Source organism: Natrinema versiforme (genome assembly GCF_005576615.1).
In the GTDB taxonomy this organism is placed as follows: domain Archaea; phylum Halobacteriota; class Halobacteria; order Halobacteriales; family Natrialbaceae; genus Natrinema; species Natrinema versiforme_A.
Genome location: NZ_CP040330.1, coordinates 163,632 through 181,125 on the forward strand (window position 1 = coordinate 163,632; position 17,494 = coordinate 181,125).

At 66.9% G+C, this 17,494-nt stretch carries 20 protein-coding genes; 10 read left to right on the forward strand and 10 right to left on the reverse strand.

What is annotated here, in order from left to right; all coding sequences use genetic code 11:
* Positions 1-42 precede the first annotated feature (42 nt).
* The 3 genes from FEJ81_RS00780 to FEJ81_RS00790 all read right to left on the reverse strand — a co-directional run bounded on the left by FEJ81_RS00780 (position 43) and on the right by FEJ81_RS00790 (position 2,595).
* Complete coding sequence (locus FEJ81_RS00780) at positions 43-399, reverse strand: hypothetical protein (RefSeq protein WP_138243472.1); 357 nt, start codon at positions 397-399, stop codon at positions 43-45.
* A 227-nt stretch (positions 400-626) separates the two neighbouring features.
* Positions 627-1,493 (reverse strand): ATP-dependent sacrificial sulfur transferase LarE, encoded by an 867-nt coding sequence (gene larE / locus FEJ81_RS00785; RefSeq protein ID WP_138243473.1) that lies wholly within the window; start codon positions 1,491-1,493, stop codon positions 627-629.
* Positions 1,494-1,620: 127 nt separating this feature from the next.
* Positions 1,621-2,595 (reverse strand): Gfo/Idh/MocA family protein, encoded by a 975-nt coding sequence (locus FEJ81_RS00790; RefSeq protein WP_138243474.1) that lies wholly within the window; start codon positions 2,593-2,595, stop codon positions 1,621-1,623.
* Positions 2,596-2,787: 192 nt separating this feature from the next.
* Between FEJ81_RS00790 and FEJ81_RS00795 the strand changes: the two genes are divergently transcribed.
* A complete protein-coding gene (locus FEJ81_RS00795; protein ID WP_138243475.1) occupies positions 2,788-3,357 on the forward strand; it encodes a DUF6789 family protein in 570 nt (189 codons plus the stop codon).
* Here the strand turns inward: FEJ81_RS00795 and FEJ81_RS00800 are convergent.
* Positions 3,354-4,514, reverse strand: coding sequence for a glutamate-cysteine ligase family protein (locus FEJ81_RS00800; protein ID WP_138243476.1), 1,161 nt, complete (start codon positions 4,512-4,514; stop codon positions 3,354-3,356). The genes FEJ81_RS00795 and FEJ81_RS00800 overlap by 4 nt on opposite strands.
* 260 nt (positions 4,515-4,774) lie before the next feature.
* On the opposite strand from FEJ81_RS00800, the gene FEJ81_RS00805 reads away from it, so the two are divergent.
* Positions 4,775-4,993 (forward strand): hypothetical protein, encoded by a 219-nt coding sequence (locus tag FEJ81_RS00805; RefSeq protein WP_138243477.1) that lies wholly within the window; start codon positions 4,775-4,777, stop codon positions 4,991-4,993.
* 55 nt (positions 4,994-5,048) lie between these two features.
* Here FEJ81_RS00805 and FEJ81_RS00810 read toward each other — a convergent pair whose 3' ends face one another.
* From FEJ81_RS00810 to FEJ81_RS00820, 3 genes are read right to left on the reverse strand one after another with little or no spacing between them, the layout of a single operon-like run.
* Positions 5,049-5,561, reverse strand: coding sequence for a YciE/YciF ferroxidase family protein (locus tag FEJ81_RS00810; protein ID WP_138243478.1), 513 nt, complete (start codon positions 5,559-5,561; stop codon positions 5,049-5,051).
* Between the two features lie 16 nt (positions 5,562-5,577).
* Positions 5,578-6,165, reverse strand: coding sequence for a YciE/YciF ferroxidase family protein (locus tag FEJ81_RS00815; RefSeq protein ID WP_138243479.1), 588 nt, complete (start codon positions 6,163-6,165; stop codon positions 5,578-5,580).
* A gap of 28 nt (positions 6,166-6,193) precedes the next feature.
* The gene (locus FEJ81_RS00820) at positions 6,194-6,523 is read right to left on the reverse strand and encodes a DUF5789 family protein (RefSeq protein WP_138243480.1); all 330 of its coding nucleotides are present in this window, start codon (positions 6,521-6,523) and stop codon (positions 6,194-6,196) included.
* Between the two features lie 192 nt (positions 6,524-6,715).
* Here FEJ81_RS00820 and FEJ81_RS00825 point away from each other — a divergent pair, with 192 nt between their 5' ends.
* Positions 6,716-7,705 (forward strand): aldo/keto reductase, encoded by a 990-nt coding sequence (locus FEJ81_RS00825; protein ID WP_138243481.1) that lies wholly within the window; start codon positions 6,716-6,718, stop codon positions 7,703-7,705.
* 132 nt (positions 7,706-7,837) lie between these two features.
* The gene (locus FEJ81_RS00830) at positions 7,838-8,230 is read left to right on the forward strand and encodes a hypothetical protein (RefSeq protein WP_138243482.1); all 393 of its coding nucleotides are present in this window, start codon (positions 7,838-7,840) and stop codon (positions 8,228-8,230) included.
* Positions 8,231-8,257: 27 nt separating this feature from the next.
* Here the strand turns inward: FEJ81_RS00830 and FEJ81_RS00835 are convergent, their stop codons facing one another.
* Together FEJ81_RS00835 and FEJ81_RS00840 are read right to left on the reverse strand one after the other, a co-directional pair.
* Positions 8,258-8,452: a hypothetical protein gene (locus FEJ81_RS00835; protein WP_138243483.1), complete on the reverse strand. Its 195-nt coding sequence runs from the start codon at positions 8,450-8,452 to the stop codon at positions 8,258-8,260.
* 86 nt (positions 8,453-8,538) lie between these two features.
* Positions 8,539-9,498, reverse strand: a complete 960-nt coding sequence (locus FEJ81_RS00840; RefSeq protein ID WP_138243484.1) for a DUF368 domain-containing protein — start codon at positions 9,496-9,498, stop codon at positions 8,539-8,541.
* Between the two features lie 323 nt (positions 9,499-9,821).
* Between FEJ81_RS00840 and FEJ81_RS00845 the strand changes: the two genes are divergently transcribed.
* The 3 genes from FEJ81_RS00845 to FEJ81_RS00855 all read left to right on the forward strand — a co-directional run bounded on the left by FEJ81_RS00845 (position 9,822) and on the right by FEJ81_RS00855 (position 13,190).
* Positions 9,822-10,655 carry an aldo/keto reductase gene (locus FEJ81_RS00845; protein ID WP_138243485.1) on the forward strand — a complete coding sequence of 278 codons (834 nt, stop codon included), beginning with the start codon at positions 9,822-9,824 and terminating at the stop codon, positions 10,653-10,655.
* Between the two features lie 166 nt (positions 10,656-10,821).
* The gene (locus tag FEJ81_RS00850; RefSeq protein WP_138243486.1) at positions 10,822-12,876 is read left to right on the forward strand and encodes a MutS-related protein; all 2,055 of its coding nucleotides are present in this window, start codon (positions 10,822-10,824) and stop codon (positions 12,874-12,876) included.
* 146 nt (positions 12,877-13,022) lie between these two features.
* A complete protein-coding gene (locus tag FEJ81_RS00855; protein ID WP_138243487.1) occupies positions 13,023-13,190 on the forward strand; it encodes a DUF1059 domain-containing protein in 168 nt (55 codons plus the stop codon).
* Positions 13,191-13,209: 19 nt separating this feature from the next.
* Here the strand turns inward: FEJ81_RS00855 and FEJ81_RS00860 are convergent, their stop codons facing one another.
* Positions 13,210-13,545, reverse strand: a complete 336-nt coding sequence (locus FEJ81_RS00860; protein WP_138243488.1) for a hypothetical protein — start codon at positions 13,543-13,545, stop codon at positions 13,210-13,212.
* 131 nt (positions 13,546-13,676) lie between these two features.
* Between FEJ81_RS00860 and FEJ81_RS00865 the strand changes: the two genes are divergently transcribed.
* The 3 genes from FEJ81_RS00865 (at position 13,677) to FEJ81_RS00875 (ending at position 17,455) form a co-directional block, all read left to right on the forward strand.
* Positions 13,677-14,807 carry an ORC1-type DNA replication protein gene (locus FEJ81_RS00865; RefSeq protein ID WP_138243489.1) on the forward strand — a complete coding sequence of 377 codons (1,131 nt, stop codon included), beginning with the start codon at positions 13,677-13,679 and terminating at the stop codon, positions 14,805-14,807.
* Between the two features lie 103 nt (positions 14,808-14,910).
* On the forward strand, positions 14,911-15,999 hold the full coding sequence (locus tag FEJ81_RS00870; RefSeq protein WP_138243490.1) for a saccharopine dehydrogenase family protein: 1,089 nt from the start codon (positions 14,911-14,913) through the stop codon (positions 15,997-15,999).
* Positions 16,000-16,081: 82 nt separating this feature from the next.
* Positions 16,082-17,455 (forward strand): hypothetical protein, encoded by a 1,374-nt coding sequence (locus FEJ81_RS00875; protein ID WP_138243491.1) that lies wholly within the window; start codon positions 16,082-16,084, stop codon positions 17,453-17,455.
* The last annotated feature ends 39 nt before the right edge of the window (positions 17,456-17,494 follow it).

Consider the following 17,494-nt stretch of genomic DNA (forward strand, 5'->3'; position numbering starts at 1 on the left):
TTGCGAGGTATCCGATCGACGAGAAATCGGCTCCAGCCGCCGCTAGCGGTGCTCGCGCGTTCGCTCGTAGGCGTAGTCCAGCGCATCCTCGAGCGAGCCCGGGCCGTCGTAGCTGGCGGAGAACAGGTCCATGAACTCGCGGGCGGTCCGCTCGCACCGTTCGAATGTCAGGACGGTTCTGACCCGTATCGTTTCCGAGAGGTCGAGCCCCGGGTAGCTCGTCGCCGTCAGCGCGTAGCCGGGGTGGTCCTCGCCGTCGAGCGAGGCGGGCGCGACCTTTAGCCGCAGATCGCCTGATTCGTGGAGGTACGTCCGATACTGCATTTCCCGGTCCGTGTCGGCCGGGGTATAGGTCCGACACTCTTCCGTGTTCCACTCGAGCGGCACGTCGGCTTCCATCGATCACTGATACCAACCCGAGTGCTACGTTCGTATCGCAACGAGCAATATTATCGACCGATAGTCCAGATACTTCATCATTGGTGGGTTCTCCGCGTAAATAGTGGTTATATTCTGAATATTTGTCTTCTAACAGCCATGTAATTCGGATGACCGTCGAATCTACGCTTGTCGCGGCGGTCGACTCCCGTCCGCGTTCGACCCCGGCTACCGCGTTCGTCCGTCGCTCAATCGTCGCTCGAGGACTCCGTCGCGAAGACGTCCTCGACGACCGGCTCCTCGTCTTCGGTTTCGGGGCTGACGCTGCCCGTGCGGTAGCCGTGGAGATCCAGCGTGACGTGATCGAAGCCCAGGTTCGAGAGTTCGGCCCGAACCGTCTCGACGAACTCGAGTTCCAGCGCCCGCTCGAGTTCGTCGGGCGCGACCTCGATGCGGGCGAGGCCGTCGTGGTCGCGCACCCGGAACTGCTCGAAGCCCCACTGTCGCAACAGCGCTTCGGCCCGCTCGATCCGCGTGAGTCGGTCTTCGGTGACCTCGAGTCCGGTCGGGATCCGCGAGGAGAGACAGGCCATCGAGGGTTTCTCGGCGACCGAGAGGTCATAGTGGTCGGCGATCGCCCGCACTTCGTCCTTCGTGATGTCGTGGGCCAGCAGCGGCGAGTGAACGTCGAGTTCCTCGACCGCTTGCAGCCCGGGCCGGTGCCCCGCGCCCGGATCGTCGGCGTTCGTCCCGTCGCAAACGGTTCCGACGCCGAGGTCGCGGGCGGTCTCGAGCATCTCGCCGAGTCGCATCGTCCGGCAGTGATAGCAGCGATCGTCGTCGTTCTCGACGAAGTCGTCGCTCTCGAGTTCGGAGAAGGAGACGATCTCGTGGCGGATGCCGATCTCGTCGGCGACTCGTCGGGCGTCCTCGAGTTCGGCCTCGGGTAAGGTCTCGCTTTTCGCGGTACAGGCGACCGCGTCCTCGCCGAGCGCGTCGTGGGCGATCGCGGCCACGGCGCTCGAGTCGACCCCGCCGGAGAAGGCGACGACGACCCCGTCGCGAGCCGCGAGGTCCTCGCGGGCGGCCTCGAGTTTCGCCTCGACCGTTGTCATGGCTCGAGGTTCGAACCGGACGGGCAAAAGGACGTTGCGTCGGTCGTGCGGTGTTTCGACGGGCCGAGGGCTCGACTCCTCGACGGGTCGACGACTCGGCAGAGGACCGCTCACCCGGCGCGGGCGCTCAGCTATCGAGGTCGACGACTCGCCCCTCCGCGGCGCTTTCCGACAGCGCGTCGAGGACTCGCATGTTCGCGATCGCTTCGTCGCCGTCCGTCCGCGGCGTTCGGCCGGCGGCGACGCAGTCGGCGAAGTGCTCGATCTCGAGGCGGAACTGGTCGACCGGCGCGAACGTCTCGACGCCGTGGCGGCCGTCGATCCGGTACTCGAGCGACAGTTCCCCTTCGGGGATGTCGAACGCGTCCTGGACCTCGACCCAGCCGTTGGTCGCCTCGATGCGGTAGCGCTGGACGCCTTCCGTGTCGAAGCCCGACGAGACCCGGCCGGTCACGCCGTCCGCGTACTCGAGGACGCCGGTCAGTTCCGTGTCGACGCCGGCGTCGCGGGTGTCGGCCGCGGTCGCGTACGCCCGCTCCGGCTCGCCGAGGGCTTGCCGAACCACCGAGACGGCGTAACAGCCGACGTCCATCAGGCTCCCGCCGGCCAGTTCGGGCGAGAGGCGGATGTCCTCGGTCCGGTCGAGCCGGTACTTGAACGTCGCCGTCACCGAGCGCACGTCCTCGAGTTCGTCGCGGGCCAGCGCGAACGCGCGCTCGGTCCGCGGGTGGTACTGGTACATGAACGCCTCCATCAGGGTCACGCCTTGCTCTTGGCAGTAGTCGACGACCTCGCGCGCCTCCGCGGCGTCGACCGCCAGCGGCTTCTCACAGAGGACGTCGAGTCCCGCGTCGGCCCCGCGTTTCGTCCACTCCGCGTGGAGCGAGTTCGGTAGCGGGACGTAGAGCGCGTCGACGTCGGCGTTGGCGATGAGGTCGCCGTAGTCGCCGTAGGTCTCCTCGATCCCGTACTCCGCCGCGACGGCGCGCGCGTCGGCCTCGTCGCGGGACGCGATGGCCGTCACGTCGTGGTCGCTGGCCGCGATTCCCGGGAGGAACGCTTTCTGTGCGATACCGGCCGTACTGAGAACGCCGAAATCCATGTCGGTGTGTTTCGCGAACTCGTATAAATATTCAAGCAGTCGTCCGCGAGCGGTGACCGACGCGACTGCTGGGACATCCGATCGGCGACGGTTCTCGTCGCTCGATCCGTCGCGGCCGCGACGCGGGGACCAGTAAACAGCGCGCCGGACGGTTAAGGAGCCGTCCGTGGTAGGAGCGTCATCCGGATCACTATGGCTGTATCAGACCAACTCCAACGGCTGCGCTCGATTGCCGACACCGAGGGGCAGCCGAGCGAGGCCGACGACCACCAGCGCGAAGAACACGTCGCCGACGCCGTGGCTCGCGGGGTGCAGGCCGGCTTCGTCGCGACGCTCATCATGACCGCCTTTCGCCTGCCGATCCTCAGATCACTGCCGCCGTCGGCGAACTTCTGGTCGCAGTACGTCGCCGACGGCGATCCCGACGACCACCCCGTCGCCGGCCTCGCTCTGCACCTCGTCTACGGGATCAGTTCGGGCGTGGTCTTCGGCGCGTTGTTTTCCCTGTACGACGCCGGACGGGAGATCGAACCCGAACAGCGCGGGCTCGTCTGGGGTTCGATCTACGGGATGGTCCTGTCGGCCTTCGGCGCGCAGTTCATGCTGAAAGAACTGCTCGACATCCGCCTCGAGGCGGACGAACTCGCGCTCTTTCACGCCGGACATCTCGTCTACGGACTCTCGCTCGGCGCGTGGATCGGCTCCCGGACCGAGGGCGTCGAGGATCCCGAACGGGAGTACGAGTACGACGACGGCAACTAACCGTCCTCGCTCAGTTCCGCGACATCCGCTTCGAGCCGGCTCGCGTACTCGAGTCGCAGCTCGCGGGCGTCGGCTTTCGTCACATACTGTCGGCCGTCGATCTGCATCGCGATCGGGTGGTAGTCGCCGACGGTAAAGCCCATCCGCTCGAGGTAGCCCGCGACGGCCGCCGACTCGAGGCCGTCGTGGATCGCCGATTCGGCGAGGTCACGGACGGTTTCGAACGCGGGAAGGGCGATTTCCTCGTCCGTGACGTGGCCGGGGCGGGCGGTCGGCTCGTCCTCGATCCCGGTGAGCGCGCCCTCGTTCGCTCGCCGTCCGCCGTCGCGGTCGCCGTCGCCTGCACCGGCACCGTCGATCCGAACGTTGGTGTGGTGGAGCCGTTCCATGACCGTCTCGAGTTCGCCGGCCAGTCGGAGTATCTGGCTCGGCAGGGCGGCGTCGGGCGAGCGCCACTCGACGGTCGGCATCGAATCGCGCAGCCGAACGGGCGTCCAGACCACGTCGTCGGGCGAGAAGTGTTCCTCGACCGCGTCCGCGTCGACACCCGCCTCGAGGGCCGCGTCTCTGAACTCCTCGTAGCGGTGCTCGAGTCGGCGGTGCCACTCGCCGACGTTCTCGACGTAGCGCCAGAGCTGGCCGTGTTTCGGGTACGACTCGTAGCTTTGCTTTCGGTAACAGTGGGCGCGGGCTCCGTTGGCGATCCGCTCGCCGCCGTAGTACGGCGAGGAGTTGACCAGCGCGAGCGCCGGGTCGAGCGCGATGAGCGCGTTGAGCTGGTCGGTCACGTTCCGCTTCTCGACGTGGATGTGCGTGCCGGCGCAGTACTTCGCGTGATCGAAGTCGTCGCCGATCACTGCCTTCTGAATGCGGCCCCGCTCGCCGGGGCGACGGTCGATCCCGTCGCCGTTGATCGGCGTGCCCAGCGGGACGAGGCGTTTGTCCAGTTCCGCCGCCCTCGAGAGGACGGCCTCGAGTTCCTCGACGAGCGCCGTTCGGAGCTTCGACACCGACTCGCAGGGCGGCGTCTTCAGCTCGAACAGCGGCTCGACGAACTCCCGTTCGGTTCGGTCCGATACGTCCGCGAGCGGCCCCGGTTCGGTGAGGGTACCGTCGCTATCGACGACCCAGTACTCGACTTCGATGCTCGTTTTCATTGTCGGGCGATTTCCGTCGGGCGGCCAATCGGGCGATGCAGGGCAGTCGATTTCGCTTCCACAGAAGACGCGATTCGGGTCGGTCGGCGGCTCGAGTTCCGTATTTCGGTGTCTCGATGATCGACGCGTTTTCCCGAAGCGGCCGTGCCTGCAGCCGCCTGCCGTATTTCTCCCGTTGCGGTCCCAACGGAGCCGATCAATTCAGCCGGCACGTGTCGGCCCCGTCACACATTTGCCGGGACGAACCGTATCGGGAGGAAATGAGTCCCGTGAAACGTCTCTACGACCGCAGCGATACGTGGTTGCGGGGACTCTCTCAACGGTCGTACGCGGCCTTCTTGGGAGCGTCGGCCGGTACCGGCGTTCTCGTGGTCGGTCTCGTGACGGGGGAACTCCTCCTCGTCCGGACGCTTACGATGGCTTTCGTCATGTTCGGTTTGGAGTGTGTCTTCGGGCTCCACCAGCCGACCGACGAGTGACCGCTGCCCTCCCGCGGGTCGTAGGGCGATTTCCGCACGTCGACCGCGCTCTTCGCTACTGCTCCGTGCGCCCCGTTTCCAGCGAGTCGACGATCGATATCTCCGTCTCGAGGGCCTCGAGTCGCCGGCGTGTCGCCCGTTCTTCCTCGAGGGTCTCCTCGAGCGGTTCGACGATATCGTCCGCGTAGGCGAGCCGCCCCGCCAGCCTGAGCAGTCCCTCGTAGGACCGGACCTCGAGGCGCTCCGCCGCGAGCCCGATCTCGAGATCGACGTACGTCGGCGGCGACTCGCCGTCGGCTCCATCGAAGCGAGTCCGGCGCGATTCGGCGAGGCCGTCGGCCGTCTGCGACCGACTCGCTCGCGGCCGCCGGCCGAGCGCCTCGAAGACGCGCTCGAGTCGCTCGACGTGTCGCTCGGTCTCGTCGCGGTGAGTCTCGAACTGCGCCGCGAGGTCGTCGTTCGCGGCGTCGGTCGCCATCTCGGCGAGCAGTTCGACGTGGGCGCGTTCGACGTAGTATGCGCGCTGTAGCTGATATCCGAACACGTCCTCGAGGGTTTCGATATTCATGGGCTGATCGGTGCGATCATCGTCGATCGAGGGACCCGCGACTGGCGTCGTCGACCGGGCTCGCCGCGAGTAGCGTCTCGAGGGCGTCGCCGTCCGACAGCGACTCGAGATCGGCCCGCATCGCCCGTTCGTCGTCGTAGTTCGGTCGGAGCGCGTCGACGACGGCGTCGGCGTCCTCACCTTCGATGGCGCTCGCGAGCGCCATTGCCGTCTCGTAGGCCGTACACTCGAGGGCCTCGAGTTTCAGCGCGGTCTCGAGGTAGTACAGCGGCCGGAGCGCGTCGTTCAGGACGACGTTGTTGAACGCCTCCTTGTCGGCGATCAGGCCGTCGAACTCCGGGGCGCGTCGCGTGTCGGGCTCCTCGCCGAGCGCGTCGAAGGCCCGCTCGATCCGCTCGCAGTGTCGCTGGGTCTCGTAGCAGTGCTCGTCGACCGCTTCCCACAGCCGCTCTCGACACTCCGTCGCGCGGGTGTCGGCTACCGCGTCGATCGAGACGTCGCCCGCCAGCGTCTCGAGTTCGTCACAGAGCTCCCGTTCGATGTAGTACAGTCGTTCCAACTCGGTCGCGAGCGCGTCGCGCGGTGTGGTTGCTGTCGTGCTCATGGCTGTGTCTCGGTCGCGAGTCGGTCGTTCAGAACGACTGCTGATCTCGCATGTGCTCGTCGGTATTGTGCGGGCTGTCGCCGCGGTCGCTGTACCGCGGCCGCCCCACGGCGTCTCGCCTGACGCCGTTGAGAATCGCTAACTCGAGTTCGTCCTGCGTCCCGTAGGTCTCGTGGCCCGACGTCTCGAGGATCGTCTCGAGGGAATCCGACCGCCGCGGGTACGTGATTTCGACGTCGTCGAACTCCGCGAGCACCTCGTCGGTGGTCATCGGGAACGTCGCGTCCCCGAACAGGTCGTTGATAGCGCCGACGTCCAGCGACCGGATCTCGTCCGTGGTCTCGTCGATGTGGTTCATCGGGTGGACCTATCCCGATGGGCGGGAAAGTACCACAGCTTGCAGGCGACGACAGGACGATTAAACCGTCCTTCTGGCACCTCTACGGCCGTATATCGACACTTCAGTAATTCACGGTCACTGCTCGAGCGAGGCCGTGGAACGGGTTGCCGGCAGGCCAAGCCATAGGCCGATCCGTGCGAATGGTCGCACATGAACTATCGACGACTCGGTTCGATCGACAGCGACGTCTCCGAGGTCGGCCTCGGGACGTGGAACATCGGCGGCGACTGGGGCGATGTCGACGACGAAACCGGTCGCGATGTCGTCCGCGCCGCGATCGATGCGGACATCGACTTCATCGACACCGCGGATGTCTACGGCGACGGCCGCAGCGAACGCCACATCGGGCACGTCCTCGACGAGCGCGGGGCTCACGACGACGTGTTCGTCGCGACGAAGGCCGGCCGTCGGCTCGAGCCACACGAGGCCGACCGCTACGACGACGACCGCCTCTCCTCGTTCGTCGACCGGAGCCGCGAGAACCTCGGCGAGGAGACGCTGAATCTCCTCCAGTTGCACTGTCCGCCGACCGAGGCGTACTACCAGCCGTCGACGTTCGACGCGCTCGAGCGACTGAAAGCCGAGAACAAGATCGCTCACGCCGGCGTGAGCGTCGAAACGGTCGAGGAAGCCCTGAAGGCCATCGAGTACGACGTCGTCGAGACCGTCCAGATCATCTTTAACCCGTTCCGCCAGCGCCCGAACGAACTGTTCTTCGAGCGGGCGAAACGGAACGATATCGGCGTGATCGTCCGGGTGCCGTACGCGTCGGGGCTCTTGACCGGCGCGCTCGAGCGCGACCAGGAGTTCGCCGAGGACGACCACCGGAACTTCAACCGCGAGGGCGAGGCCTTCGACGTCGGCGAGACGTTCGCCGGCGTCCCCTACGAGACGGGCCACGACGCCGTCGACGCGCTCGACCCCCACGTCCCCGAGGACCTGTCGCTGGCCGACCTCACCCTCCGGTGGATCCTCGATCACGAAGCGGTCTCGACGGTCATTCCGGGGACGACCTCGCCGGAGCACGTCCGGAGCAACGCCGCCGTTTCGGACCTGTCGCCGCTCTCGAATCAGGTCCACGGTGCGGTCCGAGACGTCTACGAGGAGTACGTGTTCGAACACGTCCACCACCGCTGGTAGCGCCGGAAGCAGCCACTGAGACGGCCGCTGCGTTGCTCGGCTGAGACGCTTCGCGGCGAGCCTTCGAGTTCGACTCGAGGCCGTGAGTACGCAAGGACCACGCCGATTTTCCGGCGCGGCGTACCCTCGCGTATGACCGACTACGAGCTGCACGAGCCCGATTTTTCGGACACGACGACCGAAGAGTGGGACGAACCGCGACTCGAGGACTTCGATATCTCCGAGCGGAGCTCGGATGGTCAGCGAGACTCGTCAGAGTCTCGCCAGACCGACGATCTGAGCGAGGTGTCGGACCACTTCATCCTCTCGGCGTCGGGCTTTCCGCCGGAGAACTTCACGGATCTGAAACTCCCGGTCGTCGATCCCGACGGGAACCTCAACAAGAACGCGCTGCAGACGGCGAAAAGCGGCGGTCACGGCGTCGGTGCGGTCGACGACCTCGACGACGAGAAGGCGGAAAATATCGAGGACATGATCGACGACCTCGCGAACGAACACTTCGAGGACGCCGACTTCGGCGACTGAGCAGCGTCGGTCGCGATCGGCGGTGGATTACCGCGCCGCGTCGGAAACTCGTCGTGCCGTCGGATCGATGAATCTCCCCAGTCGCGCGAGGACGACGAGGCCGAGCAGCACGCATCCGCGGCCCCAGTTGCCGCGGTCGAACTCCCGCTTTGCCGCCGCCACGACCGCGCGGATCGGCGGTGATCGCGTCGGTTTCGTCCCGAGGAGAGCCGTGACTGGCATACTCGTTCTAGACGCGACGACGAAATAGCGCCGGTCCCAGCGGTTGCAAGTACTATTCTATCCGCAGAGTCGAGATCCCGGCCCGGTTACTCCGGATCGAACCCGCCGACGAGGTGCTCGAGCGCGAACAGGACGATTGCCCCGAGTGCGGCCCACGCGGCCGTCAGCGCCATCGTTTCCGTCGTCCACGCGTGCGCCTCGCCGATGTTGTGCAACGGCGCGGGAACGGAGCCGGCGATCAGACTCACCAGGAAGACGAGGGTCACGCCGCGGTGGCGGGCCAGCGCGGCGCGCACGACGCGGGCGATGGTGACGAGGCCGATGACGCCGCCGGCGACGAACAGCGCCACGGTCGTCCCCGGGTCGGTGACCGCCGCGAGCGAGCCGCCGCCGAGCAGGTCCGCCCCGGCGCGGACGAACGCGCTCAGTTCGTCGGAGAGGAAGACGTACTGGCCAAGCAGGATCAGGATCAACGAGCCCGAAATGCCCGGCAGGATCATCGCGCTGATCGCGATCGCGCCGGCGACGAAGATCACGACCGGCCCGCCGCCGGGCAGTTGGACGATGTCGGCGGCGACCAGCAGTGCGAGCGTCGCGCCCGCCGCTGCAGCGCTGAGGTGTGCCGGTGAGGAGAACTCGAGGCTCCGGCCGAGCGCGATCGCCGAGGCGGCGATCAGCCCGGTGAAGAAGCCGAATATCGCCACCGGATGGGACTCTGCGAGCGACGAGACGATATCGGCGATGAGGACGACCGCGGTGACCATCCCGACCCCCAGCGGCACCAGAAACTGGAGGTCCATCTCGAGCAGCGCTTCCCGGGCTCGCGACCGGTTCTCGGGATGATACCCCCGGAGGACGGCGATCCCCCGACGAGGCGTGAGTGCGGTGACGGCGGCGATCAGCCGCCCGTAGAAACCAAGCAGGAGCGCGACGGTCCCGCCGGAGACGCCGGGCAGCGCGTCCGCTGCACCCATACAGAGCCCGTAGCCGTAGGCCCGGAGCAGTTCGATGCGGTCGCCGACGATGTCGGTTCGCTCATGCGCCATGTCTCAGTTCCCGCGGGTTTCGGCTCGACTGTCGGCTCGCTCGCGTCCGAACTCGTCGTCTCGAGCCCGAGCGATCGGGCCGCCGTGTCGGCTGCATGCTCGATGGGGCGACGTGCGGCCGTATAAAAGTGCGACAACCGCGTCAGCGCGTGCCGTCTCCGCACGTGACCGTCGTTACCGGCCTATTTCTGCCAGTCTCGTCGAAAAACGCGGGGTACTGGACGAGCGCCGCTCTACACAGCGATCGGACAGGCGGTGAAGTCCCGATATTACCGGGTTCGGAATCGTTTTCCACGCTGATAGAAAACGTGTACGTGATTTCTATGGACACAGTGCCAACGCGATCGCTCCCGAGCGGTGACGAGATCCCGGTCGTCGGTGCCGGCACGTGGGACGTCGGCGGCGACGCCGTGAAAGAGACGGTCCGAACCGCGCTGGACCGCGGCTATACCCACGTCGACACGGCGGAGGGATACAAGAACGAGGCCGAGATCGGCGAGGTCCTCTCCGAGCACGACCGCGAGGACCTCTTTCTCACGTCGAAGGTGCTCCCGTCGAACCTGCATTACGACAACGTCCTCGAGTCGCTGGAGGCGTCGCTCGATAAACTCGGCGTCTCCGCGCTGGACCTGTATCTCATCCACTGGCCGAACCCCGCGATCTCGCTGCGGGAGACGTTCGACGCGCTCGAGCGCGCTCACGAGGAGGGGCTGATCCGAAACGTCGGCGTCAGCAACTTCAGCAAGTACCAGCTCATGTTCGCCCGGAAGGTGGCCGACGTGCCGATCGCGGTCAATCAGATCGAGCTCCACCCGTGGTACTACCGCGAGGAGTTGCTCGAGTACTGCCACGAACACGACATCGTCGTCGAGGCGTCCGCGCCGCTCGCCAGAACCGAACTCTTCGACGATCCGGTGTTGAACGACGTCGCCGAGGCCTACGAGAAGACGCCGGCACAGGTCGCCCTGAAATGGGCGCTCCAGAAGGACATCGTCGTGTTGCCGAAGTCGACCTCGGAACCGCACCTCCGGCAGAACATCGACCTCTTCGGCTGGGAACTCGACGCCGACGACGTCGCCCGCATTGACGACATCGATCGGATGGACAACGTCTACATGATCGACCTCGACGACGACACCTACGGCATTCGGTCCTGACGGCGGGGATCGTCGCCACTAATCTCTATTTCGACAGCTATCCGCCGCTTACACACCGGTTTCGATTCCGCGCCGAGCGGCTCGAGGCGCGTGCCTCGTGATACCATGGACGGACGCTCCGGGCGGGAACTTTTTCTCGCTCCGGTTTGATACGCCGGTCGAGAACATGGACCTCGAGTCGATTCCGGGCGTCGGCGAAAAGACGGCCCGAGCGCTGTCCGCACTCGACGATCCCGAGCGCGCGCTTCGGGCGGGCGACGTGGAGGCGATCGCGACCGCGCCGGGAATCTCGCAGGGCCGGGCGGCCCGCATCGCGCGCGGCGCGATCCGGCTCGAGCACGACGATCCCGGCGGCTTCCTCGCGACGGACCGCGCCCGCGAGGTCTACCGCGAACTCCTCGGGCGGCTCGAGGAGCGCACCGTGACCGACTACGCGGCCCAGCGACTCGAGACGATCTATCCGAGCCCCCGGCGCTCGCGCATCGAGGAGGTGCAGTCGTTCGCGGCCGACGCGCTCGAGCGCGAGCCGGAGCCGGCCGTGCTCGCGGCGCTCGAGGGGGTCGAACCGCTCCGGGAGCCGGGCGACGTGCGGGTCCGCGAGCGCTGTCTGGCGACGACCGACGCCGAGCGCTACTCCGAGGCCCGGGAGGCGATCCCGGAGCTCTCCGTCGAGATCGTCGAGGACGCACAGGGGCTGGCCGAACTCGCGCGGGGGTACGCCACCGTGATCGCCCTCGACGAGTCCTTCGCCGGCGTCACCCTCGATGGCGACGTGCAGGTCCGGCCCGACGCGCTCGAGACGCCGGCGGAGGTCGTCCCGGAGCGCCCGCTCGCCTTCTTCGCGCGCAACCGGGACCGGCTGCAGGCGGCCATCGAGGTCCACCGGGAGGCCGGCCTCGACGCGCCCTGCGATCTCGCCGCGCTCGAGGACGGCCTCTCGCGGCTCGACGAGGACGGTACAGTTGCGGGCGACGACGAACTCGACCGGCTGACGACGGCGGTCGACGACCTCGACGCGGCGGCCGGAGCGGCCGAGAGCGTCGCCAACGACCACCTGCGGGAGGCCATCCGCGAACAGGACGTGACGATCGAGGGCTCCGACCTGCTCTCGCTGGTCGAACGCGGGGCCGGCGTCGATTCGCTGCTCTCCCGCGAACTCGCGGACGAGTACGCCGCGGCCGTCGAGGCCGCCCGGGACCACCTCGTCGACGCGCTCGACCTCGAGCAGGGCGAGGCCGAGATCGCCCGCCGCGCGTTCAGCGACGAGCCGACGTTTCCGGTCGAGCGCGACGACGATGTCATCGGCCGCCTGCGCGACGAGCTGACGGCGGCCAAGGAGCGCCGCGCGGGCCGGCTCAAACGCGAACTCGCGGCCGACCTCGCCGACCAGCGCGATGGGGCCCGCCAACTCGTCCGCGACGCCCTCGAGTTAGACGTCGAACTCGCGATCGCCCGGTTCGCCCGGGAGTACGACTGTACGATACCCGAGTTCGTTGCGCCGGGCGAGAGCGAGGGCGGCGGCGACGCCGTCGGCTTCGCAATCGCGGGCGGCCGCTCGCCGCTGCTCGACGAACCGCTCGAGGCGATCGACCCCGTCGACTACGAGGTTTCCGGCGTCGCCCTGCTGTCAGGGGTCAACAGCGGCGGGAAGACCTCCACGCTGGACCTGGTCGCGAGCGTGGTGATTCTGGCGCACATGGGGCTGCCGGTCCCCGCCGAGCGCGTTCGCCTGCGGCGGTTCGACGATCTGCACTACCACGCGAAGACGCAGGGAACCCTCGACGCAGGGGCCTTCGAGTCCACCGTGCGGGAGTTCGCGGACCTCGCCGAGGGCGGCGAGGGCTCGCTCGTGCTGGTCGACGAACTCGAGAGCATCACCGAACCCGGCGCGTCGGCGAAGATCATCGCCGGGATCTTGGAGGCGCTGGCCGAGAACGGCGCGACGGCGGTGTTCGTCTCCCATCTGGCCGACGAGATCAGCGAGATGGCCGCGTTCGACGTGACCGTCGACGGGATCGAAGCCGTCGGGCTGGTCGACGGGGAACTCGAGGTGAACCGTTCGCCGGTCAAGGATCACCTCGCGCGGTCGACGCCGGAACTGATCGTCGAGAAACTGGCCGACGAGGCTCGAGACGATCGGATAGCGACAAATGGCGGCGCGCCGGACGGCGGCGAACCCGAACCCGTTTTCTACGATCGGCTGCTCGAGAAGTTCGACTAGTTCGATCCCTCCGTTTCCCGTCGACGGGTCCCAGTCCACTCCGCTCGATTCCCGCCAGCAGCCCGGTCGGAACCGGCGAGAGTCGCCATACTGCACTGGGGCATGCAAGTACAACACCTACGACTGCGCGGAGTCTGTGGTATCACATGCCATATCAGTTCGAGTGTCCCAGGGACGGCTGTTCCTTCGAGCTGCGCTGTGATGCCGATTACGAGGCGGCGCGGCTCGCGAGAGCCCACGCCCGCGTCGCACATCGCACCCGAATCGCGCCGGCGGATCTCGATCGGTGGCTCGAGCGAATCGAGGTCGCCTGAATCGCCGACTGCCCGACGGCTACCGTTGCCGCCCGCCGCCGTGCCACTCCAGTATCCGTTTGTGACCCCACTTCTCTTCCTCGTCGCTCGGGTCGCCGGTGATCTCTCTGAGCGAGTCGGCGTCTCGCTCCGCGAGGAACTCGGCGAGCGCGTCGGCGTAGTCGGCGATCGCCGCGACCGTCTCGTCGTCCTGTAACGCCAAGGCCGTCGACATCGAATCCGGCATCTCGTCGGGTTTGACGTACGTTTCCTCGCGAGCGTACTCGGCGATCCCCCGCAGGGTCTTCGGGGAGAGATCGTCGAACTGCTCGAGCAGGAAGTCGGGAATCGCGTCTGGGGGTTCCGGTGGCGTCATCGCTACGAGCTAAATAGATATAATGAATATTAATGTTTGTGACCGTGTGAAACACTAACTGGTGACAGTGGTATCGAGCGAGGGATCGACCCACCGAAGCATTAAGACGCTGCGGAAGCAGGGTGAAAGTGATGGCAGACGACCCCGAAGAGGGGATGTTGTCGTGGGACGAATCCGTGTTCCGGGACGAGCACGTCTTCGAGATCGACTACGTCCCCGAGACGTTCAAGCACCGCGAGGGCCAAACCCAGAGCCTGACCTACGCCTTGCGCCCGGCGGTGCGGGGGTCGCGACCGCTAAACGTCGTGGTTCGGGGGCCGCCCGGGACCGGGAAGACGACGGCGATCCAGAAACTGTTCGACGAGGTTGGGGCCCAGACGAGTGAGGTCCGAACGATTAGAGTCAACTGTCAGGTCAACGCGACCCGCTACTCCGTGTTCTCGCGGCTCTTCGAAGGCACGTTCGACTACGAGCCGCCCTCGTCGGGCATCTCCTTCAAGAAGCTGTTCGGCCAGATCGCCGAGAAACTCGTCGAGGAGGACAAGGTACTGGTCGTCGCCTTGGACGACATTAATTACCTCTTCTACGAGAACGAGGCCAGCGATACGCTCTACTCGCTGCTGCGGGCCCACGAGGAGTACCCCGGCGCGAAGATCGGCGTCGTCGTCGTCTCCTCCGATCCCGCACTCGACGTGATCGACGAACTCGATTCGCGGGTCCAGAGCGTGTTCCGCCCCGAAGACGTCTACTTCCCCGTCTACGACCAGCCCGAGATCGTCGACATCCTCGAGGAGCGGGTCACGCGCGGCTTCCACGAAGGCGTCATCGGTCGGGAGACGTTGGAGTACGTCGCGGAACTGACCGCCGAGAGCGGCGACCTGCGGGTCGGGATCGACCTGTTGCGCCGGGCGGGGCTCAATGCCGAGATGCGGGCCAGCCGCACTGTCGAGCGCCAGGACGTCGAGGACGCCTACGAGAAGTCCAAGTACATCAACCTCTCGCGGAGTCTCTCGGGACTGACCGACACCGAGCAGGCCCTGCTCGAGGTGATCGCTGAACGCGACGGCGATCAGGCCGGCGAGGTCTACGAGGCCTTCCACGACCGGACCGACCTGGGCTACACCCGCTACTCCGAAATCGTCAACAAACTCGACCAGCTCGGGCTGATCGACGCCGACTACGCCGACGTCGACGGCCGCGGCCGCTCGCGGTCGCTCTCCCTGTCCTACGAGAAAGAGGCGGTGTTAGACCGGCTCGAGTGAGCGGCAACCGCGCCCTCGAGTGACCCGTTTTCGAGGGGCGACGGCCCGAGACCGATGACTATTCTGGCCGGTCGCTTACCCGTTGACGACCTGTACGCGGGGTATGCCCTCGCTCCTCTGTTACGGCTCGTACGGGTTCGTCGGGAGTCTCATCGCTCGCGAGGCGATCGACCGCGGACTGGATCCGATTCTGGCCGGTCGCGACCGCGATCGGCTCCGTGAACAGGTCGACGATCTCGGACAGCCGGGCCGACGATTCGATCTCGAGGACCCCGCGGTCGTCGCGGCGGCCCTCGCGGACGTCGACTGTGTCTTGAACTGCGCCGGCCCGTTCTCGAACACCGCCGACGCGCTCGTCGAGGGCTGTCTCCGAAGCGGGACCGACTACGTCGACATCACCGGCGAGATCCCCGTCATCGAGGGGATCGAAGACCGGGACGATGCGGCGGCCGACGCCGGCGTCACGCTCCTCCCGGCCGCCGCGTTCTCGGCGGTGCCGATGGACTGTCTCGCCGTCCACCTCGCCGAGCGGCTCCCGGACGCGACCGACCTCGCGCTGGGTGTCGACTCGTTTCGCGTGCCGTCGATCGGGACGATACGGACGGTCCTCGAGGGTGCCGATACCGGCGGTGCCGTTCGCCGCGACGGCCGACTCGAGAGCGTGCCGACGGCGTGGCGGACCCGCGAGATCGACTTCGGTCGCGGCGAGCGGCCGGCGGTCACGATGCCGATGGGAGACGTATCGACGGCCCACTACACGACCGGGGTTCCGAACGTCGAGGTGTACGCGGTGATGCCCCAGCCCGCTCGGCTGGCACTGCGATCGCACCGCTATCTCGCGCCGCTGTTCGAATCGAAGTCGGTTCGATGGGCGCTGAAGCAGGTGGCCGGCGTCCGCGAGGGGCCGTCGGAACGAGCCCGCGAACGCGGGTCGGCGTATATCTGGGGCGAGGCCAGTACCGACGACGAACGGGTCGTCTCCCGACTGCGGACGCCCGACCCGTACGTCGTGACCGTCGATGCGGCCGTGACGACCGCGCGGCGAGTACTCGCCCGCGGGGTCGACGACGGGTTCCAGACCCCGGCCGGTGCGTTCGGCCCCGACTTCGTACTGGAACTCGACGGCGTCGACGGCTACTTCGACGAGTCGACGCCGAACGCGTCCTCACCGGTGAGTCCGCTGCTCAGGTGACGACGCGTTCGGAGAGCGCTCTCGTCGATCCGGGACCACAACGCTATACCCGCTCCCGTTCGTACCCTGCGATCTACCCAGAATGGACACCGATCCCTCGGCCGATCGTCTCGAGGACGGCGCGGGCCGTCTCGAGTCGCACTCGACGCCCGCCCACGTCGAGGATCTCTTCGACGGGCTCACCGACTTCGCGGCCGACACCGAATCGAGCGACGCTCACGAGGAGATCCGCGAACTCGAGGGGCTCCTGTCGGCGGCCCACGAGCGGGGGCTGATCGATTCGCGGATCCGGGGGCTCCGGGTCAGCGACGCGATCGAAGCGTTCGTCGGGAGCGTGATCTTCACGTCCCCGCTGCTCGTCGAGGACGGGGTCTTCGATATCGCCGACTACCTCTTCGGCGTAACTGTCCATTCGATCCCGTTCTTCCTGATCGCGAACACGCTGTTTGTCGTGACGATGACGTACGCGCTCGTCGAGTGGACGGGCCGGGACAAGACGGAGGCCGAACTCCTCTTCGGCCGCGTCCCGACGCGGGTGATCATGATCCTCGTCGTCTCCTTTCTCACCGCGGCCGTCCTGATGACCGTCTGGGGCCGGGTCGGGAACTGGCAGCCGCCGACCGAAGCCCTCGCCCGCATCAACGTGCTCTGGACCGTCGGCTCGCTCGGCGCCGCGCTCGGCGATATCCTCTCGGTCCAAGAGTCCGCGTCGTCCGCTGTGGCCGATCGGGACGGCTTCCGAGCCGGCCGAGACGGGGCCCGCGACGGACAGCAGTCGGCTTCGACCGCGACCCAGACCCCGACCGCGGCCTCGAGCCATCGGCTGACCGATGTCGAACTCGTCGACGCGATCCTCGAGCGGTTCCACGGCCTCGAGTCCCACGCCGACGATCACGAGGAACGCCACGAAATGCGGCGTCTCAGGGAACGAACGAGACACGCGACTCTCGACGACACGTTCGGCGATCGGATCCGGAAGTACACCACCCGCGATATCGCGGAGGCGTTCGTCGGGAGCATCTTCTTCGCCGTGCCGTTTCTGGTCGAGGACGGCGTCTTCGACATCGCCGAGTACTTCCTCTCCTTTCGGGTCGGCGGGTTCCCCGTCTTCTTCCTCGCGAACGCGGCGTTCGTCTTGCTGATGGTGATGGCGCTCGTCTACTGGGCCGGACCACAGGACGTCCAGGTGCACCGGCCGATATTCGGCCTCGTTCCGCGCCGCATGGTCGGCATTTCGATCGTCTCGTTTCTGACCGCGGCGGCGCTGATGACGATGTGGGGACGGGTCGCCGACTGGCACGATCCCGTCGTCGCGATCGCCCGCATCAGCGTCGTCTGGACCGTCGCCTCGTTCGGCGCCGCACTCGGCGACATTCTGCCCGGTGAGAGCTCCGGTGACGACATCAACGACGACCTCGCGGAGTTCGGCGGTCGGCTCGAGGACATCGTCGAGTGATCCGCGGGGCACCCGCTCGCGGCTCCGCAACCGACGCTT

Bases quoted from the DNA above. Each gene is read 5' to 3' on its own strand.
- FEJ81_RS00840 (WP_138243484.1), bottom strand. From the start codon at position 9,498: ATGGCGCATGAGCGAACCGACATCGTCGGCGACCGCATCGAACTGCTC.
- larE (WP_138243473.1), bottom strand. From the start codon at position 1,493: ATGACAACGGTCGAGGCGAAACTCGAGGCCGCCCGCGAGGACCTCGCG.
- FEJ81_RS00855 (WP_138243487.1), top strand. From the start codon at position 13,023: ATGCCATATCAGTTCGAGTGTCCCAGGGACGGCTGTTCCTTCGAGCTG.
- FEJ81_RS00875 (WP_138243491.1), top strand. From the start codon at position 16,082: ATGGACACCGATCCCTCGGCCGATCGTCTCGAGGACGGCGCGGGCCGT.
- FEJ81_RS00780 (WP_138243472.1), bottom strand. From the start codon at position 399: ATGGAAGCCGACGTGCCGCTCGAGTGGAACACGGAAGAGTGTCGGACC.
- FEJ81_RS00865 (WP_138243489.1), top strand. From the start codon at position 13,677: ATGGCAGACGACCCCGAAGAGGGGATGTTGTCGTGGGACGAATCCGTG.
- FEJ81_RS00860 (WP_138243488.1), bottom strand. From the start codon at position 13,545: ATGACGCCACCGGAACCCCCAGACGCGATTCCCGACTTCCTGCTCGAG.
- FEJ81_RS00870 (WP_138243490.1), top strand. From the start codon at position 14,911: ATGCCCTCGCTCCTCTGTTACGGCTCGTACGGGTTCGTCGGGAGTCTC.
- FEJ81_RS00805 (WP_138243477.1), top strand. From the start codon at position 4,775: ATGAGTCCCGTGAAACGTCTCTACGACCGCAGCGATACGTGGTTGCGG.
- FEJ81_RS00820 (WP_138243480.1), bottom strand. From the start codon at position 6,523: ATGAACCACATCGACGAGACCACGGACGAGATCCGGTCGCTGGACGTC.
- FEJ81_RS00850 (WP_138243486.1), top strand. From the start codon at position 10,822: ATGGACCTCGAGTCGATTCCGGGCGTCGGCGAAAAGACGGCCCGAGCG.
- FEJ81_RS00815 (WP_138243479.1), bottom strand. From the start codon at position 6,165: ATGAGCACGACAGCAACCACACCGCGCGACGCGCTCGCGACCGAGTTG.
- FEJ81_RS00790 (WP_138243474.1), bottom strand. From the start codon at position 2,595: ATGGATTTCGGCGTTCTCAGTACGGCCGGTATCGCACAGAAAGCGTTC.
- FEJ81_RS00825 (WP_138243481.1), top strand. From the start codon at position 6,716: ATGAACTATCGACGACTCGGTTCGATCGACAGCGACGTCTCCGAGGTC.
- FEJ81_RS00845 (WP_138243485.1), top strand. From the start codon at position 9,822: ATGGACACAGTGCCAACGCGATCGCTCCCGAGCGGTGACGAGATCCCG.
- FEJ81_RS00835 (WP_138243483.1), bottom strand. From the start codon at position 8,452: ATGCCAGTCACGGCTCTCCTCGGGACGAAACCGACGCGATCACCGCCG.
- FEJ81_RS00810 (WP_138243478.1), bottom strand. From the start codon at position 5,561: ATGAATATCGAAACCCTCGAGGACGTGTTCGGATATCAGCTACAGCGC.
- FEJ81_RS00830 (WP_138243482.1), top strand. From the start codon at position 7,838: ATGACCGACTACGAGCTGCACGAGCCCGATTTTTCGGACACGACGACC.
- FEJ81_RS00800 (WP_138243476.1), bottom strand. From the start codon at position 4,514: ATGAAAACGAGCATCGAAGTCGAGTACTGGGTCGTCGATAGCGACGGT.
- FEJ81_RS00795 (WP_138243475.1), top strand. From the start codon at position 2,788: ATGGCTGTATCAGACCAACTCCAACGGCTGCGCTCGATTGCCGACACC.